This window comes from Streptomyces sp. NPDC049954 (genome assembly GCF_040656295.1).
GTDB lineage: Bacteria > Actinomycetota > Actinomycetes > Streptomycetales > Streptomycetaceae > Streptomyces.
In genome coordinates, this window is the sequence record NZ_JBFALS010000023.1 from 11,780 (window position 1) to 27,438 (window position 15,659).

Here is a 15,659-nt window from a genome sequence, read left to right on the forward strand (position 1 = left end):
GTCGCCCCGTCGCCCCGTCGCCCCGTCGCCCCGTCGCCCCGTCGCCCCGTCGCCCCGTCGCCCCGTCGCCCCGTCGCCCCGTCGCCCCGTCGCCCCGTCGCCCCTTTACGGGGATCGGGAGCGGCCCTCCGTAACCACCCGCACCATCCGCACAACCGTGCCTCAGGCACGCCCGTAGGGAGTTGACATCATGGCCGCGAGCGCCATGAGTAGCCGTTGGAACGTCTCGCTGGCCGAGGCCAGGCCCGTCGCCTACTGGCTGGACGATCCCGGCAGGCCCGCTCCGCAACCCGCGCTGATCAGCGACGCACGTGGCGATCTCCTGGTCGTGGGCGGAGGCTACAGCGGCTTGTGGACCGCGTTGCGCGCCAAGGAACGCGATCCGGGGCGCGAGGTCGTGCTCGTCGAGGCCAAGGAGGTCGGCTGGGCGGCGTCCGGACGCAATGGCGGGTTCTGCGCGGCGTCACTCACGCACGGCCTGCCCAACGGCCTGGAGCGCTGGCCGGAGGAGATCGAGACGCTGGAGGCGCTGGGAGCGAGCAATCTGGACGCCATCGAGGAGTCGCTCACCCGCTACGGCATCGACTGCGACTTCGAGCGCACCGGGGAGATCGACGTGGCCACCCAGCCGCACCAGGTGGCAGAGCTGCGCGAGTTGCACGAGGCCGCCGAACACCGCGGCTTCAGTGGCCTGGAGTTCCTCGATCGCGACGCCCTGCGCGCGCAGGTCGACTCGCCGACCTTCCTCGCCGGGCTCTACGACCGCCGCGGCGTCGCGATCCTGAACCCGGCCGAACTCGCCTGGGGACTCAAGGAGGCCTGCCTCGCGCTGGGTGTCCGTATCCACGAGAACACTCCCGCCCTCGATCTCGCGAAGGCAGGCGCAGGGATGGCCGTCCGGACACCGTACGGGCGGGTGGTGGCCCAGCAGGTCGCCCTGGGCACCAATGTCTTCCCCTCCCTGGTGCGGCGGCTGCGTCCGTACACCGTGCCCGTGTACGACTACGCGCTCATGACCGAGCCGCTCTCCGACGAGCAGATGGATTCGATCGGCTGGAAGAACAGGCAGGGGCTCGGCGACAGTGCCAACCAGTTCCACTACTTCCGCCTGTCCGCCGACAACCGGATCCTGTGGGGCGGGTACGACGCCATCTATCCGTACGGCGGCAGGGTGCGCGCCGAACACGACCAGCGGCCCGCCACCTTCCTGAAGCTCGCCGGCCAGTTCTTCCACTGCTTCCCGCAGTTGGAGGGGCTGCGATTCACGCACGCCTGGGGTGGAGCCATCGACACGTGTTCACGGTTCTCGGCGTTCTTCGGCACCGCGCACGGTGGGCGGGTCGCCTACGCGGCGGGCTACACGGGGCTGGGCGTCGCCGCGACGCGCTTCGGAGCCGACGTCATGCTCGATCTGCTGGGAGGCGAGGACACGGAGCGCACTCGGCTGGAGATGGTGCGGACCAAGCCGCTGCCCTTCCCGCCCGAGCCCTTCGCCTGGGCCGGCATCGAGCTGACGAAGCGGTCGCTGGCACACGCCGACCGGAACGGAGGACACCGCAACCTGTGGCTGCGCGCCATGGACAGGTTCGGCCTCGGGTTCGACAGCTGACGTCGCCCCGTCCGCCGCCCCGTGTGACAGGTCTCACGCCTACGGGGCGGTGGAAGTCGCGTAATGCCGGGGCGGTGGAGCCCTCTCCTTCGTGACAGGCGCGGCGTTGCGACGAACGCCGCGCGGGATCACGGCAGGAGGCTCCCACCATGACGGCCACGACCGGCGCCGGAGACGACAGGACCGCAACCGAATGGCTGGCATCGGCCGCGTTCGATCCCGAGGCGTGCCTGCGCGCCTGGGAGAGCGATCCGTTCGGCGTCGTGCTGCTGCCCGCCGGGCGGGTCTGGGACGTGCTCGTCCTGGGAGGCGAGCTGGGCCGGCTGACGCTTGACGTCCTCTACGGCATTCTCGACCGGCCAGGCCCCGTCCTCGCCGATTCCGACGAGTCCCGGATCGGGTTTCTCGTCCCCGCAGGGACCGCCGCCCACTGGATCGGTACCGGCGTACGGGGCGCGGGAAACGGGACATGGATCGTCGTGCCACGCCCGGATGTCACCTCGGGCTCCGTTCACTGGCTCGTCCCGCCGGACAGCTCGGGAACCCTCACCGACCCCGTCGTCCTGGAACTGGCCATGCACGAGGCGGCGGTCCGCATGTCCACGAAGGGCAGGGAGAGGAGCGCGCCGCCCTTCCCCGACGCCGACGGCGGGACAACGGAACGGGGCGGCGTGGAAACGGAACGGGGCGGCGCTGGGGAAGGGTGACGGTGGCTCGTTTGCGGGCTGCAAGTGGCGCCGGGAATCGGCACGCGGCAGGAGGAGGCACCGCGGCGGGCCGGCTTCCCTGTGGCGCCGTCCAAGCCCTCCTGGCACCTCCTGGCACCTCCCGGCAGCGACACGCGCGCCCCGCTTTGGCGCGCCGTCCCGGCCGTCCTTGCGCGAGTCCGTGGCGGGGCGGGGTGTCCGCACCGTCAGGACCGCCGAGGGGCTCTTTCCAGCGCCTCGCTCCCGTCGTCGGGCACCTCTACGGCTCAGTCCGTCACGGGCCCTCCGAGCGCGACGTGCCCTCGTCCGATGCCGAGAACCCGATCCCGAGCACCAGGCACTGGAGCAGCGCGCCCGCGAGAGACCAGCTGGCCACGACGTCCGACGGCCAGTGGTAACCCTGGCGTACCAGGCCGTACCCGACGCAGAGGCTCACGAGCGCCCAGGCCACGACGAGGCCCCGGCGCAGCGCTGTCCGGTGACCACCCCGTAGGTGCGGAAGAACGAGCAGAACGCAGGCTCCGTAGGCCACCGTGGCCGTAGCGGTGTGACCCGACGGGTAGTAACCCAGTCCTTCGGCCGTGGGCTGTCCCGGACGGTCGAACAACTCCTTCAGCGGAACGACCAGGAGGGGGACGGCCACCATCACCGACACGGCGGCGGTCCCGGGACCCCACCAGCGCGACACCGACCGGCGCCGTGCCCACCAGGACGTACTCACGACGACGAGAGCCAGAACGGGCAGCGCGACGCCGCTGTTGCCCAGGTCCGAGAAGAACTCCGCGAGGCCGCGGGGCAGGAGTCCGTGGTCGTGCACGTCGACCCCCAGGCGCTCGTCCAGGCGGCGCACCGGGCCATGAACGCCGATCTGCCAGCTGATCGCTGCGAAGACGAGCAGAGCGACCGTCAGGACGGCAGCCGGACGCCCCGGAACAGGGGGGGTGGTTCCGGGGCGTCCGCCAGGACCGGGGTGCCGCGCGCCCCGGGGGGTGTGGGGCGGGCGGCCATCCGATCGGTGAGGATTTCCGGAGCTGTCGGCTCCGGTGGTGTGCGCGAAGGCACAGCCAGGACGAAACCGGGGAAGCCCCGTCCGGGCGCCGCCCGCAGTCGCCTGCGAACGGGGTGTTTCTCTCATCTGTCCCGAACCTACGACAGGCAGCGAGCCGTCCGACAGGTGCACGGTCATCCCCCCATCGCCCCCCCACACCTTCTTCACAGTGTCCGCTGGTTACCGCAGGTCACACGGGGCGGGACTTCAGAGCGCGGCCAACGCCTCTTCCACCACGCCGAGGGCCTCGTTGAGGAGTTCCTCACCGATGACCAGCGGCGGAAGGAAGCGTACGACGTTGCCGTAGGTTCCGCAGGTGAGGACCAGGACACCCTCGGCGTGGCACGCCTTGGCGAGGGCCGCCGTCGCCTCCGGGTTCGGGTCCTTCGTCCCGGCCTTGACGAGCTCCATGGCGATCATGGCGCCGCGTCCACGAACGTCACCGATGATCTCGTGCTTCTCCTGGAGGGCGCCGAGGCGCTCCTTCATGATCTCCTCGATGCGCCGGGCCTTGGCGTTGAGGTCCAGCTCCTTCATCGTCTCGATCGCCCCGAGCGCCGCGGCGCAGGCCACCGGGTTGCCGCCGTAGGTGCCGCCGAGGCCGCCGGAGTGGGCGGCGTCCATGATCTCGGCGCGCCCCGTCACCGCGGACAACGGCAGGCCACCCGCGATGCCCTTCGCCGTCGTGATGAGGTCAGGGACGATGTCCTCGTCCTCGCACGCGAACCACTGGCCGGTGCGGCAGAAGCCCGACTGGATCTCGTCGGCGACGAACACGATGCCCTTCTCGCTCGCGAACTGCCGCAGCGCCGGGAGGAAGCCCTTGGCCGGCTCGATGAAGCCGCCCTCGCCGAGCACCGGTTCGATGATGATCGCCGCGACGTTGTCGGCACCGATCTGCTTCGTGATCTGGTCGATGGCCTGGGCCGCCGCCTCGGGGCCGCAGTTCTCCGGCCCCGTCGGCCAGCGGTAGCCGTACGCGACGGGCACGCGGTAGATCTCGGGGGCGAACGGACCGAACCCGTTCTTGTACGGCATGTTCTTCGAGGTCAGAGCCATCGTCAGGTTCGTGCGGCCGTGATAGCCGTGGTCGAACACGACGACGGCCTGGCGCTTCGTGTAGGCGCGCGCGATCTTGACGGCGTTCTCGACGGCCTCGGCCCCGGAGTTGAAGAGGGCCGACTTCTTCTCGTGGTCGCCCGGCGTCAGCTCGGCGAGCTGCTCGGCGACGGCGACGTACCCCTCGTACGGCGTGACCATGAAACACGTGTGGGTGAAGTCCGCCAACTGCGCGGTGGCCCGCCGGACGACGGCCTCCGCGCTCGAGCCGACGGTGGTGACGGCGATCCCGGAGCCGAGGTCGATGAATCGGTTTCCGTCGACATCCTCAAGGACGCCGCCCTCGGCTCGGGCCGCGAAGACCGGCAGCGTGGAGCCCACGCCTGCGGCCACCGTGGCGGCACGGCGGGACTGAAGCTCCTGGGACTTCGGCCCGGGGATGGCAGTGACGACGCGGCGCTCCTGCGGAATGGCGCTCATGAGGGCTCCTGTGATCCTTGGGATTCCATGATCCGGGTGCGCGGACCCGGGAACCGGACCGCCGCGCGACGTTCGCCGTCGGCACCGCGGTCCGGGTGGTGCGGGGCTCCGTCGTCTCACGGCGCGTCCGCGGTTCCAGTTCGTTGTTCGCAGGCTAGAGCGGCCGGGCAGTGCGGGGGATGTGCCGTTCGGGAGAAGTGGGGCGGCGTCGTTGTCCGTGATGGACACTCCGGTGCGTCACTGCTGGGTGCTGCCGGCTCGCAGGCTGAGCGTTGTCCGTGGTGCTGCATGTTGAGCGCACGAGCCCAATGCCGCGTCATGCCGTCACGCCGCGTCGCGCACGACGCCATGTCCCTCCACGTCGCTCATGGCGCGTTCATCGTCCACGGCGCGCCGCGGGACGTAGACGGATCGTCGGTCGGAGAGGGCCACGAAGCGTCAGGGCAGCCCGGCCACGGTCACCCGTTCCGCTCCTGGTTCGTGGTGGCCGGGGCCCGGACGGCGGGGGCCGAAAATCTTCCTTTCAGGCGAGCATCGGCCTCTCACGGCTGCGGGGACACTAGATTGAGCCGCGATCGACCCGTGCCGAGCGGCACGTCACGGTGGACCGGCAGGTCAGGGGGCAAGGCCATGGAAGCGGACGGCAGGTACGAGGCGCACGGACTGGATGCGGACGCGACGTCCCGCACGGCCGGTGGGCCCGCCGCCGGGCAGCCGGACCCCTACGCCGTGTGGGTGACGGAGGAAGGGGCGTCGGAACCGTTCAGTTCCGCCCGCCCGGGGCGCACCGCGGAACCGGGACGCACCGTACCGGGACGCACCGTACCGGGACGCACCGTAGAAGAAGGCGACGCACTGCGGACGGGTCTCACCGCGGACGGGGCGCGGACGGGGCGCGGCGGCGAAGAGACGCCGACGGGGCGCAGCGGCTTCGCCGTGTCCTCCGTCGAGAGCACTGCCGACGGGTTCCCGCCGCAGGGACAGGGCCCCGCACGCGACGCCGTCGCCGAGCCCCCCGACGACGGCCCCGGCAGAGCGAACCGGTCCTTCCCAGGGCAGGAGGGGCCGTACGTGTCGCGCCAGGACGCGGACTCGCCGGGGGACCGGGGCGTCGCGCCGGAGGCGTACGGAGGGCGACCCGGCGCACCTGTTCCGCCGCCCCCGCGCCGCGCGCCGCTGCCCGCACATTCCGTACCGCCCCCACCGGCTCAGCCGCCCGGTCTGCTGCCCCGTCCGCAGTGGGAGCCCGGTCAGCCCGGTGCGGTCGAAGAAGGGCGGTCGGCCCCCGGTGCGACGTTCCTTACGTGGCTCCGGACGCCCCGGCCCCCGGCAGCCCCCGGTATCTGGCGGTTTGGGCACGTTCCCCGCCCCGTCGACGAGCCGGAGCCGCTCCCGGCACGGCAACTCATGAGCGGCGCCGCACTGGCGCTCCTGGTGGGCTGGCTCGTGTGGTCGCTGTTGTTCAACGGCTACCTCGGCGGTACGTGGTGGCTGGCCCCGATGTGGGCCATGGTCCCCGACGCGGCGGTGAGGGGGCACTCACTGGGCGCCGTCGTGGTCGCCTACCTCTACTACGCAGTCGTCACGTTGATCATCGTGATCGTCGTCGGACGGCTGGGGCGCTGGGCGGAGGTCTGGCGCCGCTACGGCCCCCGGGCCTGGCGCCCCGCTGCCCCGTCGCAGGCACCGTCACCGTCGCCCGAGGAAGATCCCGTCCGTTGGCCGGAACTCCGAGCCGCGGGGGCCCACGCGGCGGCCGACCGCCTCGCGGCTGAGGCGAGCGAGGGACGGATGCGCGACGTGGATCATGCCCGTCTCGTCCGCGCCTGGCAGACGGTGCGGGCGGGATGGCAGTCACCGAGCGCCTTCGAGGCCGAGGTGATGCGTGACGGAGCGGCGGCCTGCCCGCACCCCTCCGGGCAGCGCGACCTCGCGGGCCGGGCCGCCCGGCACGATCTGTTCACGGGGCAGGTGCGTATCGGCACCGCTGCCGACGATCCCCACAACCCGTACGCGTACCGGGAGCTCGGTCTCGCCCTCGGCTCGGAGATCCTGGGAACCTCGCTCGTCGCGGTGGGGCCCGCGGGAGCCGGCAAGACCGCGCAACTGGTGCGCCCCCTGGCCGAGGCGCTCTGCCTGCAAGCCCTCGCGGGGCGCACCTCGGTCGTCGTGGTCGGAGCGGCCGGTGCCGGTCTTGGACGCGACGAGGACTACGACGTCGTCATCAAGATCAGCAGGCCCGAGTCCGTGTACGACCTCGATCTCTACGGCGGCGCTGTCGACGCCGACGAAGCCGCAGCCGTTCTCGCCGAAGCGCTCGTGGGCGATCTGGCCGCCCAGCACGGGACCGGCGACACCCGTCGGCCCGCGACGGTACTCGCCCAGCTCATCGGCCCCTTCCACGCGGTCCACGGACGCTTCCCCTCCGTGCCGGAACTGCGAGAACTGCTCGACGGGGCGCCGGGGCCCCTCCAGGCACTGCGCGATGCCCTGTCCAAGGCGGGGCGCGCCGCGATGGTGCGCGACCTGGAGTCGCGGGAGCGCCAGTCGGGCCACGCCGGGGACCCGGCGGCTCAACTGGCCGACCGCATCGCCCTGCTCGACAGGCCGGCCTTCGCCGACTTCTTCGACACCTCCGGGCGCAGCAGGCCGTTCTCGCTGCGGGCTCTGGACCACCCCGTACGCGTACGGATCGATCTGCCGGCCCGGGGGCACACCGAGGCTTCCGCCATCATCGCCCGTCTCGTCCTCGCCCAGTTCACCGCGAGCGTCAGCGTTCGTCAGGACAGGTCACTGTTCGCCTGCCTCGTCCTGGACGACGCCGCGGGTGCCGTCACGCCGGAGACGGTGCGGGCGATCCAGGCCATGCGCTCGGCCTACGCCGGCGTCGTCCTCACCCTCCGCACGCTGGACGACGTACCTCGCGCGCTGCGCGGCCCGCTCCTCGGAGCCGCCGGGTGCCGCATGGCGTTCTCCGGCGTCACACCGTGGGACGGCCAGGACTTCGCCGAGACGTGGGGCAAGGAGTGGCGGGAGATCCGCGACGTCACCGACAGGCAGATCGTCGCGGACGAACCGCTCGCCAAGGTCACGCACTTCCTGCGCAAGGCGATCACGGGGAAGGCGCCCACGGCACAGTCCGTCACGGTGCGGCAGGTGGAGCGGGAACGCTGGTCCGCCTCCGAACTCGCCCACGCCGTACCGCCCGGCCACGCCGTGCTCTCCCTCACCACGGTGCGCGGTGAACACGCGCCGCCGCTCCTCGTCGACCTTCGCCACTGAGCCGTCCGGCGCCTGCCGCTGCCGCCTCGGTGGCCTCGGGACATCGTCGGGGCCCCGCCTGTGCCTGTGCCTGCGCCGTCGACGGCGCAGCGGGGCAGGAAGACCGGTCAAGAGCAGGCGCTTTCGTACCGTGCGCCCCATCGCGCCCAGAGCCAGCGTGAGACGACGTGAGACCACGCTTGTCTCTTCTGTCTCACTTCTGTCTCGCTCCGTACTCAAACCTCCGCACCAGTTCTTTTCCGCCCTCCACGCTCCCCGCGTATGGGTGCTGCGCCGCGCAGGTCGGTCGTTCCATACAGTGAGGCACAATCGACGGTGTCCGTTCATACATGTCGGCCATACCTGGAGATACCCACAGGCCCTGGGGAGCATCCGCTCGGTACCCGCCCCGTATGCCCCGTCCTAAGGTCGGAAGGTTCCATGCCGCCCACACTCGCCTCACTCGTTCAGCACTCCGCGCTCAAGCTCAAGGTGCGCGCCGGGCAGGACAAGCTGGACACCCCCGTGCGGTGGGCGCATGTCAGCGAGCTGGCCGATCCCGTTCCGTACATGAACGGCGGCGAACTGCTGCTCATCACCGCGCTCAAGCTCGACGCCGAGGACCCCGACGCGATGTGTGGGTACGTGCGGCGGCTCGTCGAGGCGGGCGTGGCGGGGCTGGGGTTCGCGGTAGGCGTCAACTACGAGGACGTGCCGGACGCCTTGATCGCCGCAGCCGAGGCGGAGTCCCTCCCGCTGCTCGAAGTGCCGCGCAGGACGCCGTTCCTCGCCATCAGCAAGGCCGTGTCGGCGGCGATCGCCGCCGAGCAGTACCGCGCCGTCACCGCCGGGTTCGCCGCCCAGCGCGAACTCACCAAACAAGCACTGGGCCCTGGTCCCGAAGGGTTGCTCGCCGCACTCGCGGCACAGCTCGACGGCTGGGCGGCGCTGTACGACGCGTCCGGCGCCGTCGTGGCCGCGGCGCCGGAATGGGCCGCCCGCCGCGCCGGACATCTCACCGCCGACGTACAGCGGCTGCGCGACCGTCCCGCGCCGGCCAGTTCTGTGGTCGCCGCTGCCGAGGACCGCGTGGAACTGCACTCCCTCGGGACGGGACGCCGCCCACGCGCGGCCCTGGCCGTGGGTACCGAAGGCACGCTCGGCACCGCCGAGCGGTACGCCCTGCACGCGGCGATCGCGCTCCTCACGCTCACGACCGAGCGTTCGCGTGCCTTCCAGGCCGCGGAGCAGCGCATCGGAGCCGCTGTGCTCGGCATGCTGCTCGCCGGTGAGTCCGATCACGCACGGGCAGCGGCGGGGGATCTGTACGGTCCCCTCCTCGACGCCCCGTTTCGTCTGATCATCGCCGACGCCGCGGCAGCCCCCGCGGCCCGGGGTCACGGTGCGGTGACGGGGCGGACGGCAGTCCACTCGTCGCGCCCGGGGGCACGCACGACGCGCGCCGGGACAGGTGAAGACGTCACCGCAGGGGCTGTTTTCAATCCGCTCGTCGAAATCGTCGAGAGCGCCGCCGCCCGCGCCCCGGAGCCCGTCCTCGTCGTGCAGGACGGTGAGCGCCTGATCCTGCTCGCGGTGGACCGGGGAGCCGTCGCAGCCGCCTGCTCGCAGTACGCCGCGGCGCACGACGCCGCGCGGCACCCCCGTGACGCCTCCTCCTCGGCGGGGGACGAGGACCTCGTGATCGGACTGTCCGCTCCGGCCGGCCCCATCGCGGCAGCCGCGGCGTACAAGCAGGCGGAGCAGGCCCTTTCCGTGGCCCGTCGCAGAGGTCGAGTGCTCGTCGAGCACGAGGAACTCGCCACGGGCTCGGTCCTGCCTCTCCTGGCGGACGACGCGGTACGCGCCTTCGCAGACGGCATGCTGCGGGCTCTGCACGACCACGACGCGACCGGACGTGGCGACCTTGTCGCCTCCTTGCGCGCCTGGCTCGCTCACCACGGCCAGTGGGACGCCGCAGCCGCTGAACTCGGCGTACACCGGCACACGCTGCGATACCGCATGCGCCGAGTGGAAGAGATCCTGGGACGCTCCCTGGACGACCCCGACGTACGGATGGAGCTGTGGCTCGCCCTGAAGGCGACCACGTTCCCCGGCGGGATGCCCTGACGTCGACCCACGGGGCGACGTGACGTCGTACGCAATCCGCGCCCCGTCCCGGCGGTGTGCGGGGCGAGCGCGTGACGAGTACATGCTGTCGCGTCGGTGCAGCAGCGCCGCGTACGCGCTGAGAGCACCGGTATCTCCGTCACGCCATAACGGCACATCATCCTGTCCGGCTGCTCCGTAGCGGACAAACGACGGGGCGCGGGGCAGCCCTTACGGTGAGCCCGGAGACCTTGGTCTCCGGGCGACGCTGCACGAGGCAACGGCGCACCACCCACACCCACTGCGGAAGGGCCGGGACTCGCGATGACTTCCCACCACGCCTTCTGGCTCGCCGGCCGAGAGGCCACGGGCGAGACCACATTCGACGTCGCCTCGCCCTGGGACGGGCGCCTCGTCGGTACGGTCGCCGTGCCCACCGAGGATCAGGTCGAAGAGGCCGTAGCGGCCGCGTACGCGGTCCGGGACGAGTTCGCCGCCACTGCCGCCCATGTGCGCGCCGCGGCCCTGGAGCACGTCGCGCGACGACTTACGGAGCGCACCGAGGAGATCGCCCAGCTCATCTCCGCCGAGAACGGGAAGCCGATCAAGTGGGCACGGGGCGAGGTGGGCCGCGCTGTCTCGGTCTTCCGCTTCGCGACGGAGGAGGCACGACGCTTCAACGGGGGAGAGGCCCAGCGCCTCGACACCGACGGAGGCGGTGAGGGCCGAATCGGCCTGACCCGCCGCTTCCCGCGTGGCGTCGTACTCGGTATCGCCCCGTTCAATTTCCCGCTCAACCTGTGTGCCCACAAGGTGGCTCCCGCTCTCGCGGTGGGCACCCCGATCATCCTCAAGCCGGCGCCCGCCACGCCGCTCTCCGCGCTGATCCTCGGCGAACTCCTCGCGGAGACGGAACTTCCGGCCGGAAGCTGGTCGGTCCTGCCGGTCGGCAACGAACGGATGCCGCGGCTCGTCCAGGACGAGCGGCTGCCCGTCATCTCCTTCACGGGCTCCGAGAAGGTCGGTTACGCGATCATGGACTCGGTTCCGCGCAAGCACTGCACCCTCGAACTCGGCGGCAACGGCGCAGCCGTCGTACTCGCTGACTACTCCTCCGACGAGGACCTCGACTGGGCGGCTGGCCGGATCGCCACCTTCTCCAACTATCAGGGTGGGCAGTCCTGCATCTCGGTGCAGCGAGTGATCGCCGACGCCGCGGTGTACGACCGCCTCGTACCCCGCATCGTCAAGGCGGTCGAGGCCCAGACCACGGGTGATCCTTCCGACCCGGCGACCGAGGTGGGTCCGCTCGTCAGCGAGGACGCCGCGCAGCGGGTCGAGTCCTGGGTCGACGAGGCAGTACGGGCAGGAGCGAACCTCCTGACCGGCGGACGCCGCGACGGGGCGACGTACGCGCCCACCGTCCTGGCCGACCTGCCCGCAGACACGACCCTCGCGTGCGAGGAGGTCTTCGGACCTGTCCTGTCCGTGGTACGGGTCGAGGGGGAGGAAGAGGCCTACGCCGCGGTCAACGACTCCAAGTACGGGCTGCAGGCCGGCGTCTTCACGCACAACGTGCAGTCGGCCTTCCGCGCGCATCGCGCCTTGGAGGTGGGCGGCGTCATCATCGGCGACGCCCCGTCCTATCGCGCCGACCAGATGCCGTACGGCGGCGCGAAGCTTTCCGGCGTGGGCCGTGAAGGTGTGCGGTTCGCCATGGAGGACTACACCTACGAACGGATCATGGTCTTCACCAGCGTGCAGCTTTAGGGGCGAAGTGCAGCCGTGAGCAGCGACAGCCCGCGGCTGTAAGTACGGCGTGGTCGTCGCCCGGTGACGGGGCGGACAGGAGCGGACAGGACGGGACGAGGGGGGCAGGGCTGGACGGGGCGGACAGGCGGGGACGGGGCGCTTTCCCGGGCCCCGTCCCCGCACCGTCGTCAGTACGTACCCCGGCATCGGCGGCCCCGTCGCGTGGGTCACGGACGGGCGGGAATGCCTCGTCGCCGGCCGGTATCAACCGGCCTGGACGGCGGCGAGTCCGGCGGACCACATCGCGTGGATGTCGCGAATGTCCCGTCCGCGTCAACGGGCGAACGCGGCGATCCCGGGTGACTCCCGCCACGCGGCGGGGACGACTGTGCCGACAGTCGCCTGCCGCCGCGCATGAGGCGGCGCTCCTGAAGTTCGAGGCCGGAACCGTGCCGGCCTCGTCTCGGCGGGGGCCTCGCGACCACCGGCTCCGTGCGGTGGACGCCGCCCGCCGGGTGACTTACCGGGCTCCCTGTCCTTCCACACAGTTCTTATGGCGAGAATGGGGGGATGACCGACAGTCCTGCTCCACTCGCCGATCCGCATCTCCGCTACGACGCGTCCGTAGGTGTCCGGGACATCGTCGTCCTCGGCTCCACCGGTTCCATCGGCACCCAGGCCGTGGACCTGGTGCTCCGCAACCCCGACCGCTTCCGCGTGACGGCGCTGTCCGCCGCGGGGGGCCGGGTGGGGCTCCTCGCCGAGCAGGCGTACCTGCTCAAGGCCGGCACCGTAGCGGTGGCGCGGGAGGACGTCGTACCGCAGCTGCGTGAGGCGCTCACGGCGCAGTACGGGACGGAGCCGCTGCCCGAGATCCTCGCCGGCCCCGACGCCGCCACGGAGCTGGCGGGCTCCGCCTGCCACACGGTGCTCAACGGCATCACCGGTTCCATCGGCCTCGCACCGACCCTCGCGGCGCTGCAGGCCGGGCGCACGCTCGCGCTCGCGAACAAGGAATCGCTCATCGTCGGCGGTCCGCTGGTGAAGGCGCTCGCCAAGCCGGGACAGATCATCCCCGTCGACTCCGAGCACGCCGCGCTGTTCCAGGCGCTGGCGGCCGGCTCCCGCAACGAGGTGCGCAAGCTCGTGGTGACCGCCTCGGGCGGGCCCTTCCGCGGTCGTACGAAGGCGGAACTGGCCCGGGTGACGCCCGAGGACGCGCTGGCCCACCCGACCTGGGCCATGGGCCCCGTGATCACCGTGAACTCGGCGACACTGGTCAACAAGGGCCTCGAAGTCATCGAGGCGCACTTGCTCTACGACCTCCCCTTCGAGCGCATCGAGGTGGTGGTGCACCCGCAGTCCTACGTGCACTCCATGGTCGAGTTCGTCGACGGCTCGACCCTCGCCCAGGCCACCCCGCCCGACATGCGCGGGCCGATCGCGATCGGGCTCGGCTGGCCGGACAGGGTGCCGGACGCCGCTGCCGGGTTCGACTGGACGAAGGCTTCGTCCTGGGAGTTCTTCCCCCTCGACAACGAGGCGTTCCCCGCCGTGGGACTCGCCCGGCACGTGGGGCAGCTCGCGGGGACGGCGCCGGCGGTGTTCAATGCCGCCAACGAGGAGTGCGTGGGCGCCTTCCTGAAGGGCGGCCTGCCGTTCAACGCGATCATGGAGACCGTCACGGCGGTAGTCGCCGAGCACGGCAGCCCCGCGCGGGGAACTTCTCTGACGCTCGGGAACGTCCTGGAAGCGGAGACATGGGCCCGGATCCGGGCTCGTGAACTGGTGGCGAAAGCGACAGCGGAGGCACGTGCATGACCGCACTGATGACGATTCTCGGCATAGTCGTCTTCGTAATCGGACTCCTCTTCTCGATCGCGTGGCACGAGTTGGGGCATCTTTCCACCGCGAAGCTGTTCGGGATCCGGGTGCCTCAGTACATGGTCGGCTTCGGGCCGACCCTGTTCTCCCGTAAGAAGGGCGACACCGAGTACGGGATCAAGGCCGTACCGCTCGGCGGCTACATCCGCATGATCGGGATGTTCCCGCCCGGGCCGGACGGCCGGATAGAGGCGCGGTCCACGTCGCCCTGGCGCGGCATGATCGAGGACGCCCGCTCCGCCGCGTTCGAGGAGCTGGAGCCGGGCGACGAGAAGCGGCTGTTCTACACGCGCAAGCCGTGGAAACGCGTCATCGTCATGTTCGCCGGACCCTTCATGAACCTGGTCCTGGCCGTGGCGATCTTCTTCGGTGTCCTGATGACCTTCGGGCTGAATACCCAGACCACCACGGTCAGCACGGTCTCCGACTGCGTCATCGCGCAGAGCGAGAACCGTGACAAATGCGCCGCGGGCGACACCCCGGCCCCGGCCAAGGCGGCGGGCCTGAAGCCCGGAGACAAGATCGTCGCCTACGACGGCCGGCCCGTCGACGACTACGGAGTCCTCCAGTCGCGTATCCGCGCCTCCCGCGGTGAAGCGACCATCACGGTGGAGCGGGACGGTGCGCGCCGCACGCTGCATGCGGACGTCATAGAGAACCAGGTCGCGAAGACCGACGGCCGCGGCGGCATCGAGGAGGGCAAGTACGTCACCGCCGGATTCCTCGGCTTCACGCCTGCCTCCGGCATCGTCCAGCAGTCCTTCGGCCAGTCCGTGGACCAGATGGGCACCATGATGCGCAACGGTGTCGAGTCCATGGTCGCCCTGCCCTCCAAGATCCCGGATCTGTGGAACGCGGCGTTCGACGGCGGGGAGCGCAAGCAGGACTCGCCCATGGGTGTCCTCGGTGCGGCACGGGTCGGCGGCGAAGTGTTCACGCTGGACATTCCGCCCGAGAATCAGATCGCGATGATGCTGTTCCTCGTCGCGGGGTTCAACCTGTCGTTGTTCCTGTTCAACATGCTGCCGCTTCTGCCGCTGGACGGCGGGCACATCGCGGGCGCGCTGTGGGAGGCGCTGCGACGTCATACGGCGCGGCTGCTGAAGCGGCCCGACCCCGGTCCGTTCGACGTCGCCAAGCTCATGCCGGTCGCCTACGTCGTCGCGGGGATCTTCGTCTGCTTCACCCTCCTGGTCTTCATCGCCGACCTCGTGAATCCCGTCAAGATCACCTGAGCGGGCGGGAGCCCCGGGGGACTGTCCGACCCGGCTTCCTCGCTCCGCTCGCGCTCTTCGCGCCCCGTACCCGCGGCATCTCGCGGGTACGGGGCGCTCTTTCATAACGGTCTGACGGTGCTGGAGGCCGCGACACAGACGGGACGCCGTGGCAGGTCGTGGCATGAGCGCCATGAGTGGTACTCGAAGGAGAAGGCGTGCACGCGACATGTGATCGTGCCGCCGCGCAGGGTGTTCCCCCGCGACGTTCGCGACGTTCAAGGCGCGGAGGCGCGGTGGACGCGGGGACATGGTGGACGTTGTGACAGTGGATGACGTCTGGGCGCGGCGACGTGGCATATTCCACGGTGCGCGCGTGCTGGGACGACGCGTGCTGGGATGACCGTCGAGGCGTGTAACGGAGGCGGACTCTTGCGACTGCTGTTACGGACAGACTGCTGTACGTACCGCGGGCAGAGCCGCACCGTCAGGTGTCAGTCGGCTGACGATCCGGTGGACGCGAACCGGGCCTGTGTCCC

Annotated in this window: 9 protein-coding genes; 7 read left to right on the plus strand and 2 right to left on the minus strand. The window is 71.0% G+C overall.

The features are described from left to right. Positions 1 to 190 precede the first annotated feature (190 nt). Together AB0J21_RS32130 and AB0J21_RS32135 are read left to right on the plus strand one after the other, a co-directional pair. Positions 191 to 1,609 carry an FAD-dependent oxidoreductase gene (locus tag AB0J21_RS32130; protein ID WP_363149683.1) on the plus strand — a complete coding sequence of 473 codons (1,419 nt, stop codon included), beginning with the start codon at positions 191 to 193 and terminating at the stop codon, positions 1,607 to 1,609. Positions 1,610 to 1,758: 149 nt separating this feature from the next. Then, a complete protein-coding gene (locus AB0J21_RS32135) occupies positions 1,759 to 2,316 on the plus strand; it encodes a hypothetical protein (RefSeq protein WP_363149684.1) in 558 nt (185 codons plus the stop codon). 274 nt (positions 2,317 to 2,590) lie between these two features. On the opposite strand, the gene AB0J21_RS32140 is transcribed toward AB0J21_RS32135, so the two are convergent. Both AB0J21_RS32140 and gabT read right to left on the minus strand, forming a co-directional pair. Next, positions 2,591 to 3,166: a phosphatase PAP2 family protein gene (locus AB0J21_RS32140; RefSeq protein WP_363149685.1), complete on the minus strand. Its 576-nt coding sequence runs from the start codon at positions 3,164 to 3,166 to the stop codon at positions 2,591 to 2,593. 405 nt (positions 3,167 to 3,571) lie between these two features. Further along, entirely contained in the window at positions 3,572 to 4,903 is a 1,332-nt protein-coding gene (gabT, locus tag AB0J21_RS32145) for a 4-aminobutyrate--2-oxoglutarate transaminase (protein WP_363149686.1), read from the minus strand. Positions 4,904 to 6,310: 1,407 nt separating this feature from the next. On the opposite strand from gabT, the gene AB0J21_RS32150 reads away from it, so the two are divergent. From AB0J21_RS32150 to AB0J21_RS32170, 5 genes are all read left to right on the plus strand, one after another. Beyond that, a complete protein-coding gene (locus tag AB0J21_RS32150) occupies positions 6,311 to 8,185 on the plus strand; it encodes an ATP-binding protein (RefSeq protein ID WP_363149687.1) in 1,875 nt (624 codons plus the stop codon). A gap of 420 nt (positions 8,186 to 8,605) precedes the next feature. Further along, the gene (locus tag AB0J21_RS32155; protein ID WP_363149688.1) at positions 8,606 to 10,291 is read left to right on the plus strand and encodes a PucR family transcriptional regulator; all 1,686 of its coding nucleotides are present in this window, start codon (positions 8,606 to 8,608) and stop codon (positions 10,289 to 10,291) included. A gap of 303 nt (positions 10,292 to 10,594) precedes the next feature. Further along, on the plus strand, positions 10,595 to 12,040 hold the full coding sequence (locus AB0J21_RS32160) for an aldehyde dehydrogenase family protein (protein WP_363149690.1): 1,446 nt from the start codon (positions 10,595 to 10,597) through the stop codon (positions 12,038 to 12,040). A 552-nt stretch (positions 12,041 to 12,592) separates the two neighbouring features. Next, positions 12,593 to 13,843: a 1-deoxy-D-xylulose-5-phosphate reductoisomerase gene (gene dxr / locus AB0J21_RS32165; RefSeq protein WP_363149691.1), complete on the plus strand. Its 1,251-nt coding sequence runs from the start codon at positions 12,593 to 12,595 to the stop codon at positions 13,841 to 13,843. Further along, a complete protein-coding gene (locus AB0J21_RS32170) occupies positions 13,840 to 15,141 on the plus strand; it encodes a site-2 protease family protein (RefSeq protein ID WP_363149692.1) in 1,302 nt (433 codons plus the stop codon). The genes dxr and AB0J21_RS32170 overlap by 4 nt, the downstream gene beginning before the upstream one ends. Positions 15,142 to 15,659 lie beyond the last annotated feature (518 nt).

Coding starts and splice junctions, on each gene's coding strand:
- AB0J21_RS32150 (WP_363149687.1), top strand. CDS start 6,311: ATGAGCGGCGCCGCACTGGCGCTCCTGGTGGGCTGGCTCGTGTGGTCG.
- dxr (WP_363149691.1), top strand. CDS start 12,593: ATGACCGACAGTCCTGCTCCACTCGCCGATCCGCATCTCCGCTACGAC.
- AB0J21_RS32155 (WP_363149688.1), top strand. CDS start 8,606: ATGCCGCCCACACTCGCCTCACTCGTTCAGCACTCCGCGCTCAAGCTC.
- AB0J21_RS32135 (WP_363149684.1), top strand. CDS start 1,759: ATGACGGCCACGACCGGCGCCGGAGACGACAGGACCGCAACCGAATGG.
- AB0J21_RS32160 (WP_363149690.1), top strand. CDS start 10,595: ATGACTTCCCACCACGCCTTCTGGCTCGCCGGCCGAGAGGCCACGGGC.
- AB0J21_RS32170 (WP_363149692.1), top strand. CDS start 13,840: ATGACCGCACTGATGACGATTCTCGGCATAGTCGTCTTCGTAATCGGA.
- gabT (WP_363149686.1), bottom strand. CDS start 4,903: ATGAGCGCCATTCCGCAGGAGCGCCGCGTCGTCACTGCCATCCCCGGG.
- AB0J21_RS32130 (WP_363149683.1), top strand. CDS start 191: ATGGCCGCGAGCGCCATGAGTAGCCGTTGGAACGTCTCGCTGGCCGAG.